The sequence below is a fragment of the Vibrio sp. MA40-2 genome, from assembly GCF_047302445.1.
Classification (GTDB): Bacteria; Pseudomonadota; Gammaproteobacteria; order Enterobacterales; family Vibrionaceae; genus Vibrio.
In genome coordinates, this window is sequence record NZ_CP178627.1 from 1,128,055 (window position 1) to 1,153,143 (window position 25,089).

Genomic DNA, 25,089 nt, shown 5'->3' on the forward strand with positions numbered 1-25,089 from the left:
TTCATAAACACACATAATGATCTAGATTTAATAAATAATAGTCAATTATTATTGGTTTTTTGTGCATACTAGGAGACAGGGATTCCTATGTGTAGTTATTCATATAAATAACTTTCACCTAGAGTATTAAATTAAAGGAATAGTTTATTAATGTCGTATCGCAAACCTCAAAGGTTTCTTGTTTCTGTACAAACCTTACTAATAGCCGCCAGTGTCGCGCTTGCTCTTGTCATTGCGAGTACAATTTTAGCACTTGGTTACAGAGGCGTGAATGACGCTTTAACGGCAGCACAAGAAGAGCAGTTTGACACGATTGGGGTGATGATTCGTGAGCGGGCACATCGCTTAATTCAACCGGTACAATCCCAACTTGGAATATTAATTCATGATCAAATTACTATTGCGTCCGATCTAAGCACACGGCTTTCTAGATTACCGGTGTTCGCCGAAGCCTTGAAGAGTAACCCAACTATTCAGAATATTTACGTTGGGTATGCGAATGGCGAATTCTTTCTTATCAGAAAAATAAACAATGACATGATTCGGTCGCAATTTAATCTAGATAACAGCACCGTATATCTTGTGCAGACCATCACGTTAGATGTGAACGGAAACAGAATAGGTGAGTATCGACTTTATGATGCCGATCTTCGATTGCAAGAGGTTCAACAAAAACCTGGTTACGTGTATGACCCTCGAGAGCGTTCTTGGTTTCAAGATAGCGAGAATAAAGCTAAGTCAGTAACAAGTGCACCATATGCGTTTTTTACTACAGGAAAAATAGGCGTTACAATATCCCAACGTTCGGTGAGTGCTTCTTCCGTAGTGGGGTTCGATGCTACTGTCAGTCAACTCGCATCTGAAGTACAAAGTTTACGATTAACTCCTGATTCGGAAATTGCTATTACAGAACATGATGGGACATTAATTGCTTATTCTGATCTTACTCAAATCGTCCAACAGGCACCTACCGGAAAAATTATTCGGCAAAATATCGCCCATTTAAGCTCACCTATTTTAGCGACCGCCGCCAATAAAGTTGGGCTCTCAGGTAAGTATAGCTACGGTATGATTGAATCTTTAGGTAGAGAATGGATTGTTTCCAGTAGACCTTTAGATTTTGGAACAGGGACTGATGTGCGTCTATTGTTAGCAGTACCCGCGGACAATTTATTTTCCATGACACGGAAAATTATTCGTGATCAAAGTATGGTTATCTTTATTGTTCTGTTTTTCTCTATTCCTTTTGGTATTTTGATTATTCGTCAAATTACCAAACCATTAAGTCAGTTATCAAAAGATGTGCAGCAATTGGCTTCATTCGATTTCAGCCATCCTATAACCGTGAGTTCTAAAGTAAAGGAAGCCTCAGAATTAGCCGATACCATCGATAGGTTAAGGGTTACCATTGCGCGTTTTCTCGAAATTAACCGTACCATTGCGGCAGAAGAAGACTTTAATACACTTCTTGTGAAGTTGTTAGATGAAATCATTGCAACCACAGAGACGCAAGCTGGTGTGCTTTATTTGACCGATAATGAAGAGACTGAATTAGTCCCATTCGTTTCACGAATTGCTCACGCGAAGCTACTTGATGCCACCATACCTTCGGTATCATTGTCTGCCAATGATGCATTAATTGTTCGAGCTGCCGAAAGCAAAACGGCTGAGAATATTACAGCATCGCTTGAAGAACTGGAACGTATGGGGCTGGAGGATTTAAAGTCTACTTTAGATTCAGTGCCATCGCATTTGCTGGCTGCCCCCCTGTTTAACCGTACCAATGATTTGGTTGGCGTAATATTGCTGTTGGAAAAAGAAAATATTGACCCTGCTTTAGTTCGCTTTACCGAAGCGCTTTCCGGCTCTGCTGCTGTTTCGGTTGAAGCACGACGATTAATTGCCGCTCAGCGTGAACTGTTTGAAAGCTTTATACAGCTTATCGCAGGGGCTATTGATGCGAAAAGCCCTTATACCGGAGGGCATTGTGCGCGAGTTCCCGAGCTAACTAAATTGCTTGCACAAGCAGCAAATGAAGCAACCGATGGGCCATTTAAAGAGTTCAACTTGTCGCGTGACAACTGGGAGGCTATTCATGTGGCCTCATGGTTACATGATTGTGGCAAGATCACGACGCCTGAATTTGTGGTTGATAAAGCAACCAAACTCGAAACTATCTACGATCGGATCCACGAGATACGTATGCGTATAGAAGTGGTTAAACGTGAAACCGAAATTGGCTATTTACGTCGTACGCTTGATGCTGCGGGCGTTCCATTTGATGACACTGTATTACAAGAAGAGCTGACCCAACTTGATGATGATTTTGCGTTTCTTGCTAAGTTAAATCAGGGAGGCGAATACTTAGACGAAAGTAAACAGGCTCGTATGACGAGTATTGTGCAGAGAACGTGGACACGTACTCTTGATGACCGTATTGGTATTTCACATGAAGAATTAGAACGAAAAAATAAAGTCGCGGCGCCAGTGTTACCAGTCGAAGAACCTTTATTAGCCGATAGGCCAGAGCACCTTTTTGAGCGGCCAGAATCGGAAAAACTACCGGAAGATAATCCATGGGGCTTCAAAATGGATGTCCCGGAATATCTTTATAATCGTGGAGAGATACATAACCTATCAATACAACGTGGTACGTTAACGCCCGAAGATAGGTATAAAATCAACGAACATATTGTTCAAACCATTAAGATGCTAGAGAATTTGCCGTTTCCAAAACATTTAAAAATGGTGCCTGAACTTGCTGGTGGTCACCATGAAAAAATGGATGGGACAGGGTATCCCAAACGTTTGGTGCGAGATGAAATGTCGCCAGTCGCCCGTATGATGGCGGTAGCGGATATATTTGAAGCGCTGACGGCTGTCGATCGACCTTACAAAAAGGGCAAAATGCTTTCTGACGCAATTAGAATTATGTCTTATATGGTAAAAGATCAGCATATTGACCCAGATATTTTCCGACTCTTTTTAGAATCAAAAATCTATCTGACTTATGCTCAACAGTATATGAAACCTGAGCAGATTGATGAAATCGATATTTCGGACTTTTATGTTTAGATACTCTATATGGATTTGCCAATATGCTCCTGTGAACGCTGAATCAGTTTAATTCCTAGTGACAGGTGTTGTCAGGTAATGGCTTTTGGTGAGAAAGGGAAGAGAGGCTATTTTTTACGGTCATTTGATCCCTGCCGTTATTTTTACTGTGGTAAAGAGCTTCATCAGCTAGAAAAACTAGTGAATTTGGGTTTTGTTGCTTAGGTACAACAGTACTAACACCTAGGCTTACAGTAACGATTTTATCTTGATATGCAGGATGATGAATTGCAAGGTTTTGTGTGCTTTTCAATATTTTTTGAGCGATGCTTTGCGCATCTTCGGTACTAACTTCTGGTAATAAGATAATAAACTCTTCACCACCATAACGAGCAACTATATTTAAGTCTTGTTCGACTAATTTTTGCAAATTTGTTGCTATTTTTTGGATGCATAGATCGCCAGCTAAGTGGCCACCTACATCGTTAAATTGCTTAAAATGATCGATATCACAAAGAATAATCGACAACTCAAGGTTACGTTGTTGCAATCTTTCCCATTCCTTTTCGAGAACTTGATCAAAATATCGTCGATTAAATAGTTGAGTTAATCCATCAGTTTTGGACAGAAGCTCCAATTCTAGATTTTTAGCTAATAGCGCAGATTCATACTCGATCCTAGTTGATTCATTGAAGTAACTAATAATGAAAGTGATTAAAATCAGTATAAAAATATTGCCTTGCCCCGCAGGGGAAAGTGCATTAGCCCCAGATGAATATTTGTAGATAAAAATAGAAAGCGAAACAACCGTTAAAAAGAGAGCAACAGCCATTCCTCGTCGTTGACCTAGTATTAAGAAACTGATCATAATAATGACTGCAGAATGGCTGAAAATAGTATGGTGAGTAGGTAATAGTATAGCGAATATATGCATTGCCACCATTGTAAACGTGATTATTATCCCTATTGAATTTAATAAGTTAGGTCGATTAGTAAACGAATTCTATTTAGGTATAAAATACAGAAGTATACTAAAAATAATCAACATTGCCGTTTCAATAACAACTAATAAATAGGCTCCCTTCAAGTAATTGAGAACAATCATTGGTGGAAAAATAAATAAGGGAGCAATACAGATGATCTTAAGCAGTTTAGCTAGTCTTCGCTCATAAATAGTATCTGGATGGGGCTTCATATGACTGAATTCTCCGATGGAACTGAGCGAAAAGTACGATAAGGAAAATCATACCAGTCAGGTTTATTTGGGTTGGTATAGTATATAGATACTTGATAAGTTCAAGTTTGTTATTTGTTTTTTTTATGTGTCACAGCGTGGTTGGATAAACAACAGTTTAACAAAAACCATGCTACCAGGTTGAGAGCTTACCTGGCAGCATGGTTTTTGGGTTTGATGAGATGTAATCTAATCAATTATAAAAATATTAGAGATTACAGTTATTTTCTAGAGAATGATTACTATCTAAATTAATAAACCGTTTGGTCTCTACAATCACGTCTACCAAGGAGTAGACCAACATAATCAATGACGAAATTGGGATGCATGAGTAGAGGATCCATTGCTTAATTTGGAATACCGTGGTGACTTGATGGGTCTTCATAGTTAATTTTAATGAATACCAAAATAGTATCGCCATAAAAGTGGCAGAAATAAGCAAGATCACTAATTTGTAAAAGTGTTTTAAGCGTATATTTTTAATGCGAGGACTTATCCAGTCGCCAACTGAAAAATGCAGTTTTGCACACCATAAGCCAGCTGCGCCATAAAAAACTAACGCGGTGAAGCTCAGCTCTACAATTTCGTCAAACCAATGAAAAGAACTAATCGTGACAATACTTTGAATTAAGCCAGCCACCCCTTCCAAGCCATGTTTTATTAAAAATTGTGCAAAGTCATTAATCAGTCTTAATGCTACATTAGCAAACAGCAGCAACCCGAGTACTGAAAACATGGTCATCGCTATGTAACGTAAAATCCTTTGTACCCAAGTATCGATGGTTTTTAATAAACGGATCATTACATTTCTCCCATGATAAGGTTAGGTAAAAATAGTGCGATACTTGGCACAAATGCGATGAGTAATGTGATTAACAATATCATCAGCAAATAAGGCCATACCCGTTTGGCTAAGGCCGGCATGCCAACTTTTGCAAAACTATCTACAGCAAATAAACACATACCGACTGGTGGGGTTAAATTACCAATCATAATCAGCAATACCATAACAACACCAAAATTGACTAAATCGATACCAAACATATTGGCAATAGGCATGAACAATGGAAGCGTTATAAGGAAGATAGCATTACCTTCTAAAAATAAACCCATGGTCAATACGATACCAATAATAATCCACATCACAATGGATTGAGTTGCACCAAATCCAACCAATGCTTCAATAATACTATCTGGTAGTTTTTGGTGGATAATTAGCCAGCCAAAAAAGTTTGCTGCAGCAATAATAAATAACAAACTGACCGACTGAGTAATGGATTTATAAACAATTCCGGGAATGTCTTTTAGCTTTAAATCTTTGTAGTAAAAACCAAGTAATGCCGCGTAGACACATACCACAACAGACGCTTCAGTAGGTGTGAAAAAACCACTCATAATTCCACCAATAATGATTATCGGTGCCATCAGCGGCCAGAATGCACCATTAAACGCAACGAAACGTTCTCTAACGGTGGCTTTATATTCTGCTCGAGGATAGTTTTTTCGTTTAGCTAAAATGCCCAAAGCAATCATCATACCAAGCGCCATCATTACGCCGGGAATAAAACCGGCTAAGAATAAACGCGCGACGGAAACGCTAGTAATTGAACCATATAATACAAAAGGGATACTAGGAGGGATAACGGGTCCAATAACTGAAGAGGCAGCAACCAGTGTGGCGGAATCTGCAGGGTCATAGCCTTGGTCAACCATGGCTTTATGTTCTATTTGGCCTAAACCGGCCGCATCAGCAACAGCTGAGCCTGACATTCCAGAAAAAATAACACTTGCAACAATATTCACTTGGCCAATACCACCGGAAATGTGACCTACCATTGACTGTGCAAAGCGAAAAATTCGATCAGTAATTCCGCCGGTATTCATCAGATTTCCAGCTAAGATAAAAAAGGGTATAGCTAACAGTGTAAAACCTGTCGTGCCATAATACATACGGTGAGGCAGCATGGCTAATAGGCGAGCATCACCAAGACCAACAAAAAATACCACTGACGTTAAGCCAATTGCCACGACCACTGGCACATTGATCAGTAGTAGAAAAATTAGAACGCCAAATATAGCTAAGGTCAACATATTAGAGGTTACCTATTTTTATTAATAACTTGTATTAACAATAGAATTAAAAAGGTGAGTATTGTTGCGAATTAACGTTATGAAAGTTGAAAAGTGATTTTCTTTAAAGATGATATATCACTCTCAGGTAACGGTTATTTATTTACGCAATACCTAATCATTTCTATTATAATAATCACGGAAGATCTTACCTTCACTCGGCCTGATCTAAGTAATATTACCTGGGTTAAAAAGCGTGAATTCTAGCTAGTTAACATTATTGCTAAGTTTGTGATGATTATCATTGACAGTATTTTCTCTTCACCCATCTAAAGATGAAGAGAAAATGACAAGTTTTCGTTCTAAATATTAAAAATAATGAATATTTAATATTTCAATAGACTTTCTAATCAATAATTTTATTTAGCAACAATTATTTCTATACAGTGATTAGACACGCTATTAACACCTATCTATAGAGTGAAAATATTTAAATCTGTGAATTATTTAACAGATTTAGTCATTTCCATCCATTTATCGAAATTAGCTGCGCCAACTTTATTTTTAATTTGTTTATAAGCTGGTTCCATCATCGCTTGGAAAGGTGCAAGATCAGGTTCGTCGATAACGATACCTTTCTCACGCATTGCTTCTATCTGTTTCAATTCTTCTTCACGTGATAGTTTTCGCATTAATAAGCGTGCTGAATCAGACTCTTCGCTAACAATTTTTTGTTGTTCTTCAGTCAATTGTTCCCAAGCATCTTTAGACACAACGTGTACCATAGAACTATACAAGTAGTTAATAATGGAAATGTATTTTTGAGATTCATAAAGTTTCAGATTATAAATCACACCAATTGGGTTTTCTTGACCGTCAACCACACCTTGACGCATCGCCATAACGAGTTCACTGAATGAAATAGTCTGTACGTTTGCTCCGATTGCTTCCATAGCCGCTTGATAGGTCATGGCAGGAGGCGTTCGAATTTTTAAACCTTTGACATCATCAGGAGTTAAAATAGGTCTAACAGAGTTAGTTAATTGACGAAATCCCCAATCCCAACTAGATAAATACACTAAGCCTATCTTATCAAGCTCTGGTGTTGCCCATTCTTTAAAAGGACCATCTAAAACACGGTCTGCATGCTCTGCATTACTCAATGAAAAAGGAATACTAACGGTATCGAATAATGGAACATGTTTTGCAAGCTGATCTTGTCCTGATAAGCTCATATCAACCACGCCCATGATCACCTGCTCAAGAACTTCTGGTGGGCTACCTAAGGCATTGTTAGGATAAAGCTCTATTTCTACTTCACCATTTGTCCTTGCTTCTACTTGCTTAGCAAACTGCATAGCAGCGATATGAGAAGGATGGTTTTCAGATCCAAAGTGGCCAAGCTTGAGCTCAACAGCAGAGTACGCTGAAGATGCCCACGCCAAACATAAAGCTGATATTAGACCCTTTTTAAAATTTGAACGCATAGTTTAACTCCTAATATATTATTAGTTTTTTTGCTTCATTTTGAATGTCTATACAATTACACACATTCACTCTGCACATCCTTCTTCTTTAAAAGAATTATCGTTGTGCAAATATTTTATAGTTACTTTTCATATTCATTAGAAATAATGAATACAATATCCCTTTGTTATGTGTACAAGTAATTTTTGATGAAAAAACACTAAAATTTACTTTATATAAGTCCATGTACAAATAACTGTAAAAATTAAAAATCAGCTAAATAGTTAACAACTAAACCTTACCTTAAAAACATACAAAAAATACAAAACCGACCGTTTAATTTAAATAATGATGAACGTCATTTTATATTACAATACTATAACAAATCTTTAATTGTTAAATCTAAGTGTTAGATCCCATTTTTAAAGCCTAGTGAAATTGAGATGTATTAACGTGAGCGAGCACGTTATTTTGATAAAAATACTTCTTATGACTTGACGTTTTTCTATTGCCATTCTTTGTAATAAATACACTGTTTTTCTATCCAGAGAATAGAGGTTGATGTGTGATATTAAATCCAAATGATATTTGCTGTCAGCTATTTTTAGAATGAGTGTGTAACCTGCGTAGAAACATTGAATGGAGAAGAGAGAGATAACTTTTGATTTTAAAAACTATTAGGTTATAGATTTATTGAATATTCTAAAGGTGAGTTAGATGAGTGTTCTTGTGGTGTTTACATACGAGAATTGTGACAGGATTAGTTTGAGAAGTGACATTAGCTTATAGCAGATATATAGATAATGGGTCCTATTACTGTGTTAGGTTTTGCTAGTTATTATCGTCGATGTCAACAAAAAGGCTAACATAAGCTTTTGTCGTTTAAGATGTTAGTGTTAAAGCCCGAAAATGAAGTGTAAAACTGTCTCGTTTATACACTTCATTTTTTGTTAGCTTCTTGAATGAGGTTATTGATAGGTTTTTTTAAACGACATTGCCTCCGTAGCTTGCTATATAAGCAACACAGTCATCTGAAGCTAATAACTCTAGCTGGGTGTGACAAGGTAGCACAAAGGATTGGCCTGCTTCATATACGGTATCTTTGGTATCATTCGTTATTATTATCTTACCTTCGATTACTAAAAATAAACTTAAGACTGGTGCTTGGAAAGAAATAGTTTGTGTTTGATCGGACACAGCAATTTTTTTTAATTTAAATGCGCTACTCCCATTATGTACGTAATCGCTAATGCCAGGTTGGTCCGTACTCGTTATTGGTGTGAGTATGTGTGGATCGACCACATCATAACGAATAAGCGGTAATAGCTCTGGAATATCGACATGTAACTTGGTTGGACCTATTCGGACTACATTGTCAGAATTCGCCATTAGCTCAACATTTTGACCAGACAGATAAGCGTGTGGAATACCAGCATCTTGATAAATACCTTGTCCAGGAAGTACATTAACGATATTCATAAAAAATAATGCTAATAAACCTCGGTCATAACCTGACTGATCTATGAAGTAAGCTTTATTTATCCAATATTCTGGCTCATTAACTGATAATGATTCAGTTTCTTGCAGTATTGCCATTAGAGGCGCCAGTAATTCATCGATAACATCTTGGTTCGACGTCATTAAACATTCAAACGTACTCTCGGTTCCTTGTCTTTGTTGTTGTTTAACCAGTTCATTGAAGCATGGATAACGATTCAGCCTTTGGCTAATAGTATCAGCGTCGCTAAAACCGTGAGCTAACCAATTAGAGGTTAAAGCGACCATCATTTCTGGTTTATCATTGCGATCACGGTAGGTGCGTTCAGGCGCTGTTCTTGCGATACCTTCTTTATCTTGCCTAGCAAAACCGTCCAGAGCTTGTTGCTTGGTCGGATGGACTTGAATTGCCAGCATTTCGTTTACATCCAACACTTTCATCAGAAAAGGCAGTGGGTAGTCGATATCCCGTTCTGAAGGATGTTGTACTGTAACATCGGTTTGTAGCCAATCTAAAAAGTCACACGAAGAACCATCGCTCTTTATTAAGGTTGCTGAATTGTCAGGGTGCGCACCGAGCCACCATTCAGCAAAGGTCTCATGTTCAGCATTGTCGATGTTAAATAAATGAGGAATATAGCTTTTACCACCCCATGCATATTTTCTTGGTTTGCCAATTATTGGATAAGTAATACTCATAGTTATAACCACATTGTTGAAATGAAAGGTACAAAAGTGACTAAAATTAAGGCAACCAACATACCCACAACTAAAGGTAGTGCTCCTTTAAATACCTGAGGGACTGATGTGTTACTCAACTGATTTGCGATAAATAAGTTACCGCCAAATGGAGGCGTCACAAAGCCAATACCAAGGTTGATAATCATCATAATACCGAATTGATACACGCCCATCCCGAATTGAGAAAGCAACGGGTACAGCAGTGGCGTTAAGATAATAATTGCCGCTAAGGTATCCATAAAACAGCCAACAAACAGTAAGAATACGTTGATCATTAATAATGATCCGACCATAGTACTAATGTTGTCTGACATCATATTAGCGATAATGGTAGGGACATCTTGTGAGGTTAAAACCTTGCCGAAAGCGGTCGCAAATGTCATTAAAAACATAGCAACAACGGTGATCATCGCAGCAGAAGATAATACTTTACCTGTGTCTTTTATTTTCAGATCCTTGTGAATGAAAACCCCAACAAGATAAGCATATAAACACGCTATTGCTGCTGATTCGGTAGGAGTGAAAATACCAGAGTAGATACCACCTAAGATAATTACAGGAGTGAACACTGCCCAACGAGCATGCTTAAATGCTTTCCATCTAGATTGGAGAGTCCCTTTGTCTCTATGCGCTCCCCATCCGTTCATGCGAGATATCCACCAAGCCGGTATAACCATACCAAAGGCTAGTAACAAACCAGGAACAATACCGACAAGAAACATATCAGACACTGAAGTAGCGTACTGTGTTAATGAATAAATAATCATCGGATTACTAGGTGGAATGATAATGGCTATAACACCAGAACAAGCGGCGACACCAGCAGCGAACCCAGCGTTATAACCCTGTTTGATCATCGCAGGAATCGTAATACTACCCACGGCAGCAACGGTTGCCGGCGCAGAACCAGATAAACCACCAAATATAACACTGGTCATTATGGTAACGACAGCAAGCCCGCCATACATATGACCAAAGAATTCATCCGCAAGGGCGAGTATTCTCTGGGCGACTCCTCCGGTAGCCATGATAGTACCAGCTAGTACAAACATAGGAATAGCCAGTAAGGGAAAGCTATCGATTGATTGGAAACTATCGAGAGCCATTTCAAATAACTCAAGATCTAATATCCAGTTATATAATACTAAAATGATGCCTATCGCGATTGCTACAGGCACTCTAACTATTACCATGACGATAAACGCAATAACTAGAGAAACAATTTGAAAATCCATTATAGTTCGTCCTTATGATGCCATTTCATGTTTTTCGTTAGAGGTTCTGAATTCAATCCAAGATTGATATATTTTTTGAATTAAACGAATGCAAGTCAGAAAAAAGCTGAATGGTAAAATTGACAATTGTATCCAATATTCAAATCCTAATGCTTCAGTTCTACTTTCTAACATTTTATGAAACTCTACCGCTTCCATTGCGGCTGACAGAAAGACAATAGAAAATATTAAGAACAAACCATTAGAAATGAGATCGAGGATAAACTTCCTATCTGGAGATAAATCTTGTGGCCACAAATCAATGACAATATGTCGATCTTGCTTTACTGCCCAAGGAACGCCTAAAAAAACAATAAATAGCATTAACATGCGAACTATTTCATCAGTATAAGCTGAAGGGGAAAACAGTACGTACCGATTAAATACTTCTATATTGAGTGCAACCGCTATATAGCCGATCATTGCTGAACATAAAACTTCTTCAAAGTGTCGATCTAAAAATCGAATAAATTTAATAAACATATACACCCCAAGTAAACATCAAAATATTCTCTCTTAGCGATGGCTAAGAGAGAATAGAAGTTATTTAGAAGCCGAGTTTTTTATTAGCTCAATAAATTTCACTTCTTTATCACTTAATCCTTTTGAAGCCAAAGGAATAGCGGCATTGATTGCTGTTGCTTTAAATGTATCGATTTCTGCTGGTGTTGGCTGTATGACGGTGGCACCTTCGTCTTCAAATGCTTTAAACGAGGTTTCTAACGCATCGTAATGTATTTGAGCCGTTTCCATTACTGCTTGATCGGCGGCTTGTTCAATAAGGGCTTGGTCATCACTTGATAATTTATCCCAATATTTTTTGTTAATAACTACGAATGTTGGGTGAGCTTGGAAGTTCAAATTATTAAATGTCTTAGCGACTTCATTTAAACCAAAAGCCTGAGCGGTTACTGGAGGTATGGCTAATGCATCGACGATCCCTGTTTGTAACGATGTGTAAACTTCCGAGATACCCATGGTGGTACCACCTGCTCCCCAAGACTCAACGATACCGCGTTCGACAGGATTTGGTGTGACGCGGAATTTCATTCCTTTAACATCTTTTGCCGTACGGACTTCTTTATCATTACTCAATATTCCACGGAACTCAAAAGGCATTGAATATAAGAGGTGCAGATTTTTTTTGCCTAAAAATTCTTGAAGATTATCAACGATTTCGCCAGATAATTTTCCGTTAGGGTAAAACAGTTCAATACTTTGTTTTGGACCATTAATGAGGAATGGAACATCAAAGGCTTTAAAGGCACCAACTACGGTCCCTAGGTTTGCACCAGAGGTTTGAGCTGCCTGAAGTTGGCTACCAATCTGTGCTTTCTGTAATAGTTGAGTGTCATTTCCCATGGCACCACCAAAACTACTTTGTACTTGTATTTTACCATTGGATAGTTTCTCTAAATTATTTTTAAAGGCAACCATGGTTTGAGAATGTGGAGTATTTAGCTGAGTAGTACCGGCAATTTTTAATATATTATCTTTGGCAAATACATTGGTTGCCATTGAAACTGCTATTGACGTTACAAGTACGGTGAATACTTTTTTCATGTGTAGAGTCCTTTTGATATTTATATATTATTTGCATTCTATAAATGCTTTTTGTGTGCTGATATATTTACTCATATTAATACTAGTAAATATTTTTTCGTTTTCGCTTCTGATGCAATTAGATTACTCTTTGGGTTTAATAATAAGAGTGACAATGGTCACGATAATATTAAGTGAGACCTAGATCACTTAATATTAAGGTGGTGGTAAATCTGATTGTTAATAATTAACTTGCTGTTTAATATGAAGTTAAAATATATTACGTGATGAATGTCTCTTTTATTGATAATGAGGCATTGATCAAATAAATAAATAGCATCAGAATAAAGGTGCTGATTAAAAACGTTTTCGTTTCTCCCAATATAAAAATTGAGAGAATCATATGTATAAAATTTTATGTTTAGGTAACGCGACATGGGACCGAATTTATTCTGTTGATGAAATCCCATCGCAGGCGACAAAATATTTTTCATCTAATTATCTTGAAGTAGGGGGAGGCGTGGCCGCAACGGCTGCTGTTGCTGCCTCTAAACTTGGTGCGAGCGTTGAGTTTATTGGACGCATTGGCCAAGATATTGTTGGAGAATTGGTGGAGAAAGATTTAAATGACTGGAATGTTCATACCAGCCATTTAAAAACGTTTCCTGATCACACCACAAGCAACGCTGTTGTGCATGTTGATATTCATGGCGAGCGTCAGATAACGGTACATCGAGATCCAAACTTACCTCGAGATGCAAACTGGATCACAGCACAATTACTTGAAAATGTGGATTGCGTTCTTTGTGATTGTACTTGGAATGAAGGGGCCGAAAAATTACTCACTCTTGCTAGAGAGTTAAATATTCCTTCAGTCATCGATGCTGATTTAGGAGGGGAATCACTTGCGAAGTTGATTGCTCTTACTGACCACGTGGCATTCTCTTATCCAGCATTATGCTCTCTTTCTGGTCAATCTGATTTGGAAGAATCACTTCGAATTGCTCAAACCTATACCAATGGAATTGTCTATGTAACTCAAGGCGACAAAGGTTGCTATTGGCTTGATCAAGGCATTTTACATCATATCCCAGCTTACAAAGTTAAGGCCATTGATACCACCGGGGCCGGTGATGTATTTCATGGTGCACTTTCATTTGCCATAGCACAAGGAAATAAAGGAGCGGAGGCTATCAGGTTTGCCAACGCTGTTGCGGCACTTAAATGCACGGTTATTGGTGGTCGTGCTGGAATTCCAACTATCGAACAAACAATTAAGTTCATTAACTCACAGAATATATAGGATATTACGATGGCTTTAGTCACCCTTAAAGACGTGCTACACAAAGCAGAAAAAGAAGGTTATGCGGTTGGTAGCTTTAATGCAATTGACGTTAATTTATTGAGAGGTTTAATTGCGGCGGCGGAAGAAGAAAACTCTCCCATTATTATCAATTTAGGCCAGGGACAATTTCGTTTAACACCCCCTGAAATCATTGCGCCAGTAATGGTTAAAATGGCTCAGGAAGCATCCGTTCCGGTTGTTATTCACCTTGACCATGGTAAGGATATTGAAACCTGCGTAAGAGCGCTGAGACTTGGTTTTTCTTCGATCATGTATGACGGTTCTGCATTACCTTTCGAAGAAAATCTGGCTAATACTCAACTGGTTGTCAAGCTTGCACAATATTTTGGTGCTTCTGTAGAAGCGGAAATAGGCAAAGTTGGTAATACCGAAACTGGTGATGAAGAACAAGTTCAAGCAGCGACTGAAGTTGAGCAAGACCAGTTAACAGATCCTGATGAAGCGATGCGATTTGCCCAGCAGTCAGGTGTAGACGCGTTAGCCGTTGCCTTTGGTACTGCTCATGGGTTGTATCACGGAGAACCAAAACTGGATTTTGCTCGATTAAAAGAAATCAGCGAAAAGGCTTCTATCCCACTTGTTATGCATGGTGGTTCGGGCCTTGATGAAAGTGTTTACGGCCAAGCAATCAATTGTCGTGTTAGTAAAATCAACTACTTCAGTAATATGTCTCATGATGTAGGCAACGCATGTAAAGCGGTCTTGAATCGTAACGATGAAGCTTATTACCACGAAATTATTCTACCAGCGATTAATGCTACCAAGAGTCATGCCGCGCACATCATGCGTGTATTTGGTAGTAGTGGCAAAGCGTAATAATCAGTCTCCAAAACTTTATTTTAAGAGGTAATAGTATGCAAGTCGTCGATTTTGAATATGGTCCTGGTTATATGTCCGCTCAGTTACCAGATGAAGCCGATATTTTTATTCCTGGAGAAACAGTTAAAGATCCGCAAGCGTTAGAGGATCCTATTGAAGCAACCAAACACGCTATTTTGAATCCTCATGGTATGCCACCAATTTCCCAGCAAGTGAAGGCCGGTTCGAAAGTAACGATCGTGTTTCCTGACCGTGTGAAAGGCGGTTGTCATGAGACAGCACACCGGAGAATATCCATTCCAATCGTGATTGAAGAGTGCTTAAAAGCGGGCGTTGATAGAAAAGATATCATGTTAATTTGCAGCAATGGTCTGCATCGGAAAAACACCGAACAGGAAATTCGAGATATTCTCGGTGAGCAGGTATTCAACAACTTTTATTGGGAAGGACAAGTTGTAAATCACGATAGTGAAGACTGGGATAACTTAGTTGATTTAGGCCGTAATGAATACGGCGACAAAGTGGTAATGAACAAAACTGTATTTGAATCTGATTTGGTTGTCATGATTGGCCATACTTTAGGCAACCCTTACGGTGGGTATTCGGGTGGTTATAAACACTGCGCGACTGGCATTACGAATTGGGAATGTATCGCTTCTCATCACATTCCGAGAGTGATGCACAGAGCCGATTTTGCACCAGTATCAAGTAAAAGTTTAATGCGCCACAAGTTTGACCAAATCGGCAAATATATGGAAAAACGAATGGGAAGAAATTTCTTCACAGTTGATGCGGTGCTCGATACGTTTGCTAAGCAAATTGCTGTTTATGCTGGAAGCTGTGAGGCTATTCAACCACTTTGTTTTGCAGAAGCTGATAAGCGAACGTATGTGAATTGGGCCACTAAGAAATATGACATTATGGTGTTCGGTATGCCGCAAAATTTTCATTACGGGAACGGCCACGGCACCAATCCAATTTTAATGATGCAAGCAATTGGAGCTCAAATTATTAGGCACAAGAGAGTGATGTCTGACCGGTGTGTGATTATTTGTTCGTCGATGTGCAATGGTTATTTTCATGACGAGGAGTTTCCATCTTATAGAAAGCTGTTTGAGCTATTCCAAAGCGATTCTTGTAATACGCTTGTCGATATAAATAAACATATTGAATACATTGCTCGTGATGAAGAAATGATTAAGAAATATCGTTTTAATTATGGATATCACCCATTCCATGGTTTTTCTATGACTTCATGCGGGCATATTGCAGAAATGAATACTTTAGCGACTTATATCGTAGGAGCTCAGGAGCCGGGTTTAGCAAGACAAATGGGAATGAAAACACGAGCAACGTTTGAAGAAGCATTAGAAGATGCAAAACGTTACACGGGAGACAATCCGAATATATTGGCTTTACCACACGCTTTTACACGTGCAGCAATGCATTTGGGAAGTAAAGAATCATAACGTTAATTCAATGTCGCCACTTTTTGGTGGCGACTTGAGAAGCAAAATAAAATTAATTGAGGTTCCAATGCATATTCATCTCGATTTAATTGGTGGCATTGCTGGCGATATGTTTGTCGCGGCTATGTTAGATACGTTTCCTGATCTAGAAAAGCCACTTCTCAAGGTTATAAACAGGTTAAAACCCAATCAGAATGTTGCTATTTATGCTAAGCATGGTTCTGATATGGGTTTAAATGGTAAGCGGTTTATGGTGCAGCTTAATCATATTCACTCCCAAAGCCACACTGATGCTCAGACCCACACCGATACTGATCCTTCTTCTCAGCATCACGCTCATCACCATCATCATCACCAACATGCAGATCATAGTCAGGAAACAGGCCATGGCCATGAACATGATAAACACCATGAACACCATGAACATCATAGCTGGTCGTTTATTCGTCAATATTTATATGAAAGTGACCTTGATGAACAAACCAAAAACAACGCGATTGGCATCTTTCAACTTTTGGCAGAAGCAGAAGCAAAAGTTCACAATCAATCGGTTGAAAATGTCACTTTTCATGAAGTGGGCGCATGGGATTGTATTGCCGACATCGTGGCGGCAGCATGGTTAATTAGCCATGCTGAAGTGAATAGCTGGTCCATGTCCGACCTTCCATGGGGAGGAGGAACCGTCAAATGTGCACATGGTAATATTCCCGTTCCCGCCCCTGCGACCATGAATTTATTATTAGGTTTTCGTTTTAAAGATGATGGTAATTCTGGTGAACGTATTACGCCAACAGGCGCGGCGATATTAGCTTGGTTGTTACCCAAACAACATGCCCCAAGCGGTATATTAAAAGCAATGGGTTATGGCTTTGGTACGAGGAAACTTAAAGACCGAGCCAATGTATTGCGAGCCAGCTTGCTCGAATCAGATACGCTGATAGAAAATGAAAAAATCGCTAATATTCAATGCGATATTGATGATATGACCAATGAGATGCTTGCTGTTGCAAGAGAACAAATTCGTCAGCAGCAAGGTGTTTTAGAAGTCACGGAAATGACTTCACATGGAAAAAAAAACCGAATTATTAACACGTTAACTGTATTAACAAAAGTGACAAATCTAGACCAAGTTATTGAAACTATTTTAAACACAACATCCACTATTGGTATTCGCTATTGGTATTGCGACAGAGTCTGTTTAGATAGAACGGAGCACCGAGTAACACATAATGATGTTTCTTACAGAGTAAAAACCGTGAGCCGACCTGATGGCTCATTCTCTAGTAAATTAGAAGCGGATCATTTAGATACCGTAGCAACAAATTATAACGGCCGTATTCAACTGAAACGTGCAATTGAACAACAAGCAGAGGAGACGTTTAATGAACATTGCCAAGCAAATTAAATCGCTGACTGATCAAATAAAAACATTGGAAAAAGTCACTATTGCCGTTAGTGGGGGAATTGATAGCATGGTGTTATCTTACCTTGCTCATCAAGCAATAGGCACGGATGCACAAATGGTGCATGCTACTTCTGCAGCAGTACCTAAGTTAGATACCAAAAGAGTAATGGATTATACGAAAAAATATGGTTGGAACCTAAAATTGGTCGAAACGGGTGAAATGAATAAAGAAGAATATTTAAAAAACCCAGTTAACCGTTGTTATCACTGTAAGACTTGTTTGTATAGTACGCTCAATGCACTTAATTTTGGTCAAGTTTTATCTGGGACTAATTTAGACGACTTATCCGATTATCGACCAGGACTTATTGCTGCGAAAGAAAACAATGTAGTGCATCCTTATGTCGACAATAAAATTGATAAAAATAGTATTCGCGCAATAGCACGATACTATCAACTGGACGATCTTTCTGACTTGCCTGCTTCGCCATGTTTATCTAGTCGAGTTGAAACCGGCGTATATATATTACCCGATCAACTGGCTCTTATTAACGATGTAGAAAGCATGATCAGAAAAACCATCCAAACGGAAAATATTCGCTGTCGTTTTTTATCACAACAACTACTTATTGAGATTGACAGTGATACATTAGCGCTGCTAAGTGATGTTGAAAAAGAAACGGTTACGCAACAGACGCAATTTTTGGCCGCTAGCCATAAAGTTAATTTACCAGTACAGATGGCTCAGTATCAACGAGGCAGCGCCTTTGTAGGAGCGGTATAATGACGGCGATTAATATGGATTACGCTAGGAAAGAACGGTGTGGTGTTGAGGAAGCCGTTTTTTGTCAAAGCAAATCCGCTCAACAAATTGATCAAATAGTTGAAATGGCCGATAAGCTTGGGCACAAACTGCTATTCACACGGTTGTCCGAACCGAAATTTTTGCAGTTGGCCGCTTCTACTCAACAGCTGTTGGAATTTGATTCAATAGGGTCGGTTGCCGTTCTAGGAAAAATGACAAAAGCGGACGGACCTTATCAAGTAGTGATCGTGTCTGGTGGAGCCTCGGATACTTCGGTATGCAGAGAAATAGCAGCCACACTAAATCATCACAATGTCTCGTACGCACTTTTTGAAGATATTGGTGTGGCAGGGCTATATAGGTTAACTGAAAAACTAGAAGAGATTAAAAAAGCCCGACTAGTTATTGCGGTTGCTGGGATGGAGGCTGCATTGCCAACCGTTCTAGCAGGGTTGATTGCAAACCCTATTATTGCGGTACCCACTTCGGTAGGTTATGGCGTATCAGAAGGAGGGCACTTGGCTTTGCACTCTTGTTTAGGTAGTTGTGCATCAGGCTTGCTGACAGTAAATATTGATAATGGTTTTGGTGCCGCGTGTGCTGCAATTAAAATAATAAAACAACTTAATACCAGCTGAATATATATTATGCTGTGAAATAATCATTATAATTTGGTTCTATTTATTTATAGATTGTAAGATAATTGTTTGAGCGCGCACAAAAAAAGAAGTAGACAATTGAATAAAATATTATGTTTAGGAAATGCCACTTGGGATCAAACATTTACTGTTGTTGCCGAGCAGTTAAGAGCATCCAAATCTTACGCAAGTAACTTTACTGTTAATGGTGGTGGTGTTGCAGCGACTGCCGCTGTGGCGATTTCTGATTGCGGAGGGGATGTGGATTTTATAGGGCGTATTGGCAATGATATGATTGGCAAACAAATCATTTCTGAACTAATTAGCCACGGTGTCAATATGGGGCAAAACTTAGTCTATGATCATGCCCAATCTTCAATTGCAACGATTATTTTATCCGAAGATCATTCATCACAAATTTATGTTTTCAATGACCCAGCTATGCCTAAAGAAACATCGTCTCTTTTCAATTTAGAATTGCAGGGCGTTTCGGCAGTTGTTGCTGATCTTACTTGGTTTGAAGGGGCTAAAGTCTTGTTTGAGCGAGCTAAATCATTGGGGATCCCAACTTTTATTCGGGTAAGTTTTTACAATGATTCGATTTTAGATCTTCTGCGTCTTGCCGATTTTGCGGTGTTCAACCATCCCGCATTACTGAGTATGACCTCGGACATAAACCACAAACGCGCACTTTCAAAAGCCAGAAAAAAAATTGGCGGCAATCAAATTGTGACCTTGGGTAGTCGAGGTTGTGCTTGGCTCTACCAAAATAATTATGCCAGCCTTGATGCTAAAAAAGTCAACGAAATAGATTGTACCGGTGCAGGTGATATTTTTATTGGTATTCTCGCTATGTGTATTGGTCGCGGTGATGATTTTGAAATCGCTATAAAAAAAGCCAGTGAAATTGCCTCTTTAAGCTGTGAATTTATTGGTAGTCGACAACTTAAGAATATTGATAATATAAAAGAATTAGTTATGTAATTAATTTATGAATGAAGGTAACTAACTAACTAACTAATTAAATAAATAGGAATTTAATTAGTTATTCGACCAGTAAATTATTTTTGAGCAAAGTTGTCGTAACAGATAAATATTATGCGAGATAATGATGGTTCCTATTTGTCGTTCTTGAATATCTTCTATTAACTTGTTCCAAATATGCTGCTGTGTAATGGGATCTAATTGAGCTGTTATTTCATCACAAATAAGGAATTGAGTTGATTGAGTGAGTGCTCTGACAATATTAACTCGTTGTAATTCCCCACCAGAGAGTTGATGTGGTTTTTTTTCAAGCCAGCTTGGTTCAACAAGATACCTTTGCAGTAGAGGCAGGGAAATATTACCGCTTTCCATTAGCGAGCGTTTTATTTTCCATCGTGGATTAAACGCAAATTCGGGTTGTTGAGTGATCCACTGTAGCGGATTATTTTCGTTGTCTCGTTTTATAGGCAGTGACATGATACCCGTAGAAGGCTTTCTCATTCCGGCTAAAATAGAAGCGGCGGTTGACTTCCCACATCCACTGACACCAAAAAGCCCGACGATATCACCACGATTAAGTGAAATATTCGGAATATGAATAATATTTGATGAGTGCTGATAAGTGGCATTAAGCAGTTTTATCATAACGACTATTGCCCCAGTTTTTTGGCGATGCTTGCCAAAGTTTCTTAGTGTAAGGATGGCAATGTCCGCTGATTAGTTGTTTTTTATCAGTAATATCGACGATTTCACCCTGTAAAAAGACAATAATTCTATCAACATGCTCAACCAATTCACATATATCATGGCTGATGATAATTACGCCTTTGTCGTGCCTTTTAAAGGACGATAGTGTCTCCAATATTAGATTCGCTTGTTTTGGATCCAATCCCGTTGTGGGTTCATCGGCAATAATAAATTTACTTTCTTGCACTATTGCCATCATTGCTAGTACTAATTTGGTCATACCACCGGAAAGCTGTCCTGGGTATTTTTGTAGAATATTTTCAGTAAGTTTAAATGCTTGTTTTTGGTTAGGTTGGCAACGATGACTTTGGCGTCTAAGAATTTGTGGTTGAACTTTACTGGTCGGGTTTAAGTAAGTGGCTGATTGTGGCATGAGCGCAATGGTCTCTTTTACAACAACCTCACCTGTTAAATAGGTGTCTGCTGGAATGGAATTGAGTAAGGCGTGGGCAAGCAGGCTTTTCCCACTGCCACTTGCACCGATAAAACCAATACATTCATTGGCGGATAGCTGAAAAGAGACATTCTTAAACAAAGTGCCAGAGTGACTATCCGTTAAACAAAGATTATTGACAGCAAGCATTATATTCCTCGTCTCTTCAGTTCTGCTACCATATATTGTGTTGCCCATGACAGCAGCAACAATGTTGAAATGAGAGCTAACCCAGGGAATACGGCTAGCCACCACTGTCCAGAAATAATATATCGGCTAGCGTCCGAAAGAAGCAAGCCAATTGATGGCCGAGTTGGATCAACTCCAAATCCTAAGAATGTGAGTCCTGCAACGTGCATGATGATGTGTGGCACCATTAATAATGTGCCGACTAACCACTGAGGAATGATAAATGGCACAATATGTGTGTAAATAATTTTACAAGGCGATTGACCAAACTGATGTGCTAGTGCGACAAATTGACATGATTTTATTCCGTCAAATTCATTGCACAGTATTCTCGTTAGTTTGGGCCAATGTGTGATTACCACGGCGGTAATCACCCCCGCTGAACCATTTTGAAAAGCCAACACTAAAACGATCAATAGCAGTAAGTGCGGAATCGATAGCAGTATATCGATAAGTAAAGTTATGCACCACTTCATTGGAGAGTAAGTACTTGCTAACAGAGCCATTATAAATGAAATAATACCACTAAAGATGGCAGCGGAAATACCAAGTTTAAGGCTATAAAATAAACCAATTGCGGTTTGATAAAACAAATCTCTACCAAGCCAATCGGTTCCAAACCATGCGGTAAACGAAGGGCTAGCTAGCCTATTGTTTAGATCTATACTGGCCTTCGAGGCAAACAAAAAGTAATAGTTGATGAATAGAAAAACAATAGCAATTCCGAACAGAATGCGTTGTTTATTTAGCATTGTTCGCACCCTCCGGTAACAAATGCTGGTTTAAAATATTGGCAGTAATATTTCCAATATAAATAAGGGTTGCAGAAAGAATGGCTAAAATAATCAATAACGAAGCATCGCCACTTAATCCAGCCGTAACTAAGGTTCGGCCTAAACCAGGGTAATTAAACACAGATTCGATTAGTACTGACCCTCCGATTAATTCCGAAATGCTGGCGAAATGGATAATTAGAGCTGGTCCAAGAGAATTCTTAAATATATGAAATCGAAATAGTCGCCATTGTGATTCTCCATGTAACTTAGCGTATAGATAATGATCGCTATTGATAGCATCGAGTACTTTTTCTCGTGTGTGCATAATTATTTGGCTCATGCCAGCTAATATTAGTGAACTAACAGGTAAGGCAAGGTAAGGGAGCCTTTCAAGCCAATTGAGTTCTTGAGGAGAGACACCTAGTGGTGCTGCACAACATACAGGGGCGACATTCAGTTCAACGGCGAATAAGAATAAGATAACTATAGCGAGCCAAAAAGAAGGAATTGCAGAGGTGACCCAAGCATAAAACGTGATGGCTTTATCAGGCCAGCTTTTTTCCCATAGGGCGCTAACTGTTCCGAGAACATAACCAAAAACAAGTGTGCCTACCCAAGCAATAAAGAGTAAATTTAACGTGAGGGGTAATCGTGTTCGCAGTACTTCAATTACTGGTTGCTGCATAGAATAAGAGAAGCCTAGTTGGCCTTGTGCAACATTCGAGCCCCAAGTCATTAATCTTTCAAAAACGGTGTCATTTAATCCAAATTCATTCAGTAAACGATGACTTTGCTCTGGGGTGATGGAAAAGCGATTTCCACCATTAAAATAAGAAATAGGGTCAATTGGTGATGCATCTAATAATATAAAGCAAAATAAAGTGACTAACGCTAATAAGAGGAGCCCTCGTAATGCTTGCTTTAGCAGCTCTTTAAAGGTTGGATTTATCAGTCCTTTAAAGGTTGGAACCACTCGCCCTGTAAATGTTGGCGTGCGCGAGGAGAATATCTTCACTCGCATATCCATTGCCACTGAGTAATATTGCTCGTTATCGGCCATCCATGTTGGTGCGGTTCGGGTTTTGTTTTTCCTAGATCTAAGCAGCTATCTACCGCATATAGATGATCGATATTCACTAACCAAGTCCATGGTAAGTCTTGATTTAAGATATTATATATTTGAGTCCAGTAAGGATAGGTAGCTTCAAGGCTGGTTGAATGCTTTACTTTATCCAGCAATAAATCAACTTGTTGGTTGTTATAATATCCTGAGTTATACCAACCGTTTCCAGCATTTTTACTGGAATATAAATAGAATGGTTCGGATATAGTATGACTACCAAAGCCCATTAATACTGGATTGCTATGCATTTTGGTTTTTATTGCATCCCAACTAGTACCAATTGGATGAATAGTTATGCCAATTGGTTTGACCAATTCAGCGATGGTAATAGCTAAATCTCGTCTCAAACTATCTCCGGCCGGAAAGTAGAGATCAAATTCAGCTTTAATGCCATCTTTTTCTCTTGGTGCATTTGACGATTTTTTTATCCATCCTCCTGTTGCCAGAATATGGTTTATTTCTTCTAATCTTACAGATTGTATTATTTCTGTATCAGAAGGTTGTGTTGTTGGTCCCCAAGGTAAGCCATCAGCTAACGATGTGGCGGAACTACCGTATCCGTTTAGTATTTTTTCTACTAATAAATTTTTGTCTATCGCCAGTGTTACGGCTTTACGAATAGACCAATCTGAAGAGACAAGGTTACCCGGTTGTTTTCCCCCTGGTGCATGCATAGGCCAAACAATCCCTCGACTATCGTTGGCGACTATTGCGATTTTTTTATAGCTATCAGGAACGGAGCCGACATAACGTTGAGGTATTGAAGCAAGATGGAGTTGCTTGGTATTGAGCAGCGCTAATCTATTCTCTTCACTTGAAAAAAGCATAATGATGGTTTTAAAGTGAGGACGTTGAGCAAAATAATGAGCATTTCTTTCGAGTACAATCTGCTGCCCTTTATCCCACCGTTTTAATATATATGGACCGCTGCCTACAGGATGTTGAGCATAGTCCGTACCATAGGAATGCGCAGGTACAATACCAATTGAAAGTAGTTTATCTATAAAAGTAATGTCTGGCTGTTTCAACACAAATGTTATTGAATACGGGTTATTAACTGTAATGTGGTGTAGATTGGATAGGTCATGAGTCGACCGTCCAGTTTTTATCCTATCGAATGTAAAAGAGACATCGGCTGCGGTTAACTCTTTTCCATCACTAAATTTGACACCTTGCTTCAATTTAATGTGCCACTTTAATCCGTCATCTAATATTTGGTAGTGATTAGCTAACTCAGTTACGATTTCTAAATTAGAGTTTCGTTTTAATATTGTCGATTGAAACAGTGGATCGCCATATTGCCCCCAACCTAATATTGGATCAAAGCCGATATTAGGTTCTTCACCTAAAGCGACAACCAGAGTTCGGTTTTCATCGGCAGCGAGTGCTACTACGCAATTTAATATAAGAAAAAGTAATAAAGTGGCACGCAGTATCATTATAATTTTACCAATTC

At 38.8% G+C, this 25,089-nt stretch carries 21 protein-coding genes; 8 read left to right on the forward strand and 13 right to left on the reverse strand.

All coding sequences use genetic code 11. The features are described 5' to 3' along the window. The first annotated feature begins 150 nt into the window (after positions 1 to 150). Positions 151 to 3,075 carry an HD domain-containing phosphohydrolase gene (locus tag ACLKML_RS04965; protein WP_413282617.1) on the forward strand — a complete coding sequence of 975 codons (2,925 nt, stop codon included), beginning with the start codon at positions 151 to 153 and terminating at the stop codon, positions 3,073 to 3,075. Positions 3,076 to 3,130: 55 nt separating this feature from the next. Here the strand turns inward: ACLKML_RS04965 and ACLKML_RS04970 are convergent, their stop codons facing one another. The 8 genes from ACLKML_RS04970 to ACLKML_RS05005 all read right to left on the reverse strand — a co-directional run bounded on the left by ACLKML_RS04970 (position 3,131) and on the right by ACLKML_RS05005 (position 12,900). Then, a complete protein-coding gene (locus ACLKML_RS04970) occupies positions 3,131 to 3,997 on the reverse strand; it encodes a GGDEF domain-containing protein (RefSeq protein WP_413282618.1) in 867 nt (288 codons plus the stop codon). Positions 3,998 to 4,496: 499 nt separating this feature from the next. Next, complete coding sequence (locus ACLKML_RS04975; RefSeq protein ID WP_413282619.1) at positions 4,497 to 5,090, reverse strand: TRAP transporter small permease; 594 nt, start codon at positions 5,088 to 5,090, stop codon at positions 4,497 to 4,499. Next, positions 5,090 to 6,379, reverse strand: coding sequence for a TRAP transporter large permease (locus ACLKML_RS04980; protein ID WP_413282620.1), 1,290 nt, complete (start codon positions 6,377 to 6,379; stop codon positions 5,090 to 5,092). Before ACLKML_RS04980 ends, ACLKML_RS04975 begins: the two co-directional genes overlap by 1 nt. 482 nt (positions 6,380 to 6,861) lie before the next feature. Further along, positions 6,862 to 7,845, reverse strand: a complete 984-nt coding sequence (locus ACLKML_RS04985; protein ID WP_413282621.1) for a TRAP transporter substrate-binding protein — start codon at positions 7,843 to 7,845, stop codon at positions 6,862 to 6,864. Positions 7,846 to 8,809: 964 nt separating this feature from the next. Further along, on the reverse strand, positions 8,810 to 10,021 hold the full coding sequence (gene manA, locus ACLKML_RS04990; protein ID WP_413282622.1) for a mannose-6-phosphate isomerase, class I: 1,212 nt from the start codon (positions 10,019 to 10,021) through the stop codon (positions 8,810 to 8,812). 2 nt (positions 10,022 to 10,023) lie between these two features. Continuing rightward, on the reverse strand, positions 10,024 to 11,298 hold the full coding sequence (locus ACLKML_RS04995; protein ID WP_413282623.1) for a TRAP transporter large permease: 1,275 nt from the start codon (positions 11,296 to 11,298) through the stop codon (positions 10,024 to 10,026). A 12-nt stretch (positions 11,299 to 11,310) separates the two neighbouring features. Further along, entirely contained in the window at positions 11,311 to 11,820 is a 510-nt protein-coding gene (locus ACLKML_RS05000; RefSeq protein WP_413282624.1) for a TRAP transporter small permease, read from the reverse strand. 60 nt (positions 11,821 to 11,880) lie between these two features. Further along, positions 11,881 to 12,900: a TRAP transporter substrate-binding protein gene (locus ACLKML_RS05005; RefSeq protein WP_413282625.1), complete on the reverse strand. Its 1,020-nt coding sequence runs from the start codon at positions 12,898 to 12,900 to the stop codon at positions 11,881 to 11,883. 382 nt (positions 12,901 to 13,282) lie between these two features. On the opposite strand from ACLKML_RS05005, the gene ACLKML_RS05010 reads away from it, so the two are divergent. From ACLKML_RS05010 to ACLKML_RS05040, 7 genes are all read left to right on the forward strand, one after another. Continuing rightward, a complete protein-coding gene (locus ACLKML_RS05010; RefSeq protein WP_413282626.1) occupies positions 13,283 to 14,182 on the forward strand; it encodes a PfkB family carbohydrate kinase in 900 nt (299 codons plus the stop codon). Between the two features lie 9 nt (positions 14,183 to 14,191). Next, the gene (locus ACLKML_RS05015; protein WP_413282627.1) at positions 14,192 to 15,061 is read left to right on the forward strand and encodes a class II fructose-bisphosphate aldolase; all 870 of its coding nucleotides are present in this window, start codon (positions 14,192 to 14,194) and stop codon (positions 15,059 to 15,061) included. Positions 15,062 to 15,099: 38 nt separating this feature from the next. Beyond that, a complete protein-coding gene (locus tag ACLKML_RS05020) occupies positions 15,100 to 16,533 on the forward strand; it encodes a lactate racemase domain-containing protein (RefSeq protein ID WP_413282628.1) in 1,434 nt (477 codons plus the stop codon). Positions 16,534 to 16,543: 10 nt separating this feature from the next. Next, positions 16,544 to 17,938 (forward strand): LarC family nickel insertion protein, encoded by a 1,395-nt coding sequence (locus ACLKML_RS05025; RefSeq protein WP_413282629.1) that lies wholly within the window; start codon positions 16,544 to 16,546, stop codon positions 17,936 to 17,938. Continuing rightward, positions 17,916 to 18,722, forward strand: coding sequence for a hypothetical protein (locus tag ACLKML_RS05030; RefSeq protein ID WP_413282630.1), 807 nt, complete (start codon positions 17,916 to 17,918; stop codon positions 18,720 to 18,722). Before ACLKML_RS05025 ends, ACLKML_RS05030 begins: the two co-directional genes overlap by 23 nt. Beyond that, positions 18,722 to 19,381, forward strand: a complete 660-nt coding sequence (gene larB, locus ACLKML_RS05035) for a nickel pincer cofactor biosynthesis protein LarB (protein ID WP_413282631.1) — start codon at positions 18,722 to 18,724, stop codon at positions 19,379 to 19,381. Before ACLKML_RS05030 ends, larB begins: the two co-directional genes overlap by 1 nt. A 99-nt stretch (positions 19,382 to 19,480) precedes the next feature. Beyond that, complete coding sequence (locus ACLKML_RS05040) at positions 19,481 to 20,365, forward strand: PfkB family carbohydrate kinase (protein WP_413282632.1); 885 nt, start codon at positions 19,481 to 19,483, stop codon at positions 20,363 to 20,365. 57 nt (positions 20,366 to 20,422) lie between these two features. On the opposite strand, the gene ACLKML_RS05045 is transcribed toward ACLKML_RS05040, so the two are convergent. Genes ACLKML_RS05045 through ACLKML_RS05065 form a run of 5 tightly spaced genes read right to left on the reverse strand, consistent with a single transcriptional unit; the run spans position 20,423 to position 25,072 of the window. Next, entirely contained in the window at positions 20,423 to 21,010 is a 588-nt protein-coding gene (locus tag ACLKML_RS05045) for an ATP-binding cassette domain-containing protein (protein WP_413282633.1), read from the reverse strand. Further along, the gene (locus tag ACLKML_RS05050; protein ID WP_413282634.1) at positions 20,994 to 21,695 is read right to left on the reverse strand and encodes an ATP-binding cassette domain-containing protein; all 702 of its coding nucleotides are present in this window, start codon (positions 21,693 to 21,695) and stop codon (positions 20,994 to 20,996) included. Before ACLKML_RS05050 ends, ACLKML_RS05045 begins: the two co-directional genes overlap by 17 nt. After that, positions 21,695 to 22,486 carry an ABC transporter permease gene (locus ACLKML_RS05055; protein ID WP_413282635.1) on the reverse strand — a complete coding sequence of 264 codons (792 nt, stop codon included), beginning with the start codon at positions 22,484 to 22,486 and terminating at the stop codon, positions 21,695 to 21,697. The genes ACLKML_RS05050 and ACLKML_RS05055 overlap by 1 nt, the downstream gene beginning before the upstream one ends. Continuing rightward, on the reverse strand, positions 22,476 to 23,525 hold the full coding sequence (locus ACLKML_RS05060; RefSeq protein WP_413282636.1) for an ABC transporter permease: 1,050 nt from the start codon (positions 23,523 to 23,525) through the stop codon (positions 22,476 to 22,478). Before ACLKML_RS05060 ends, ACLKML_RS05055 begins: the two co-directional genes overlap by 11 nt. Beyond that, positions 23,522 to 25,072, reverse strand: a complete 1,551-nt coding sequence (locus ACLKML_RS05065; protein WP_413282637.1) for an ABC transporter substrate-binding protein — start codon at positions 25,070 to 25,072, stop codon at positions 23,522 to 23,524. The genes ACLKML_RS05060 and ACLKML_RS05065 overlap by 4 nt, the downstream gene beginning before the upstream one ends. Positions 25,073 to 25,089: the final 17 nt, after the last annotated feature.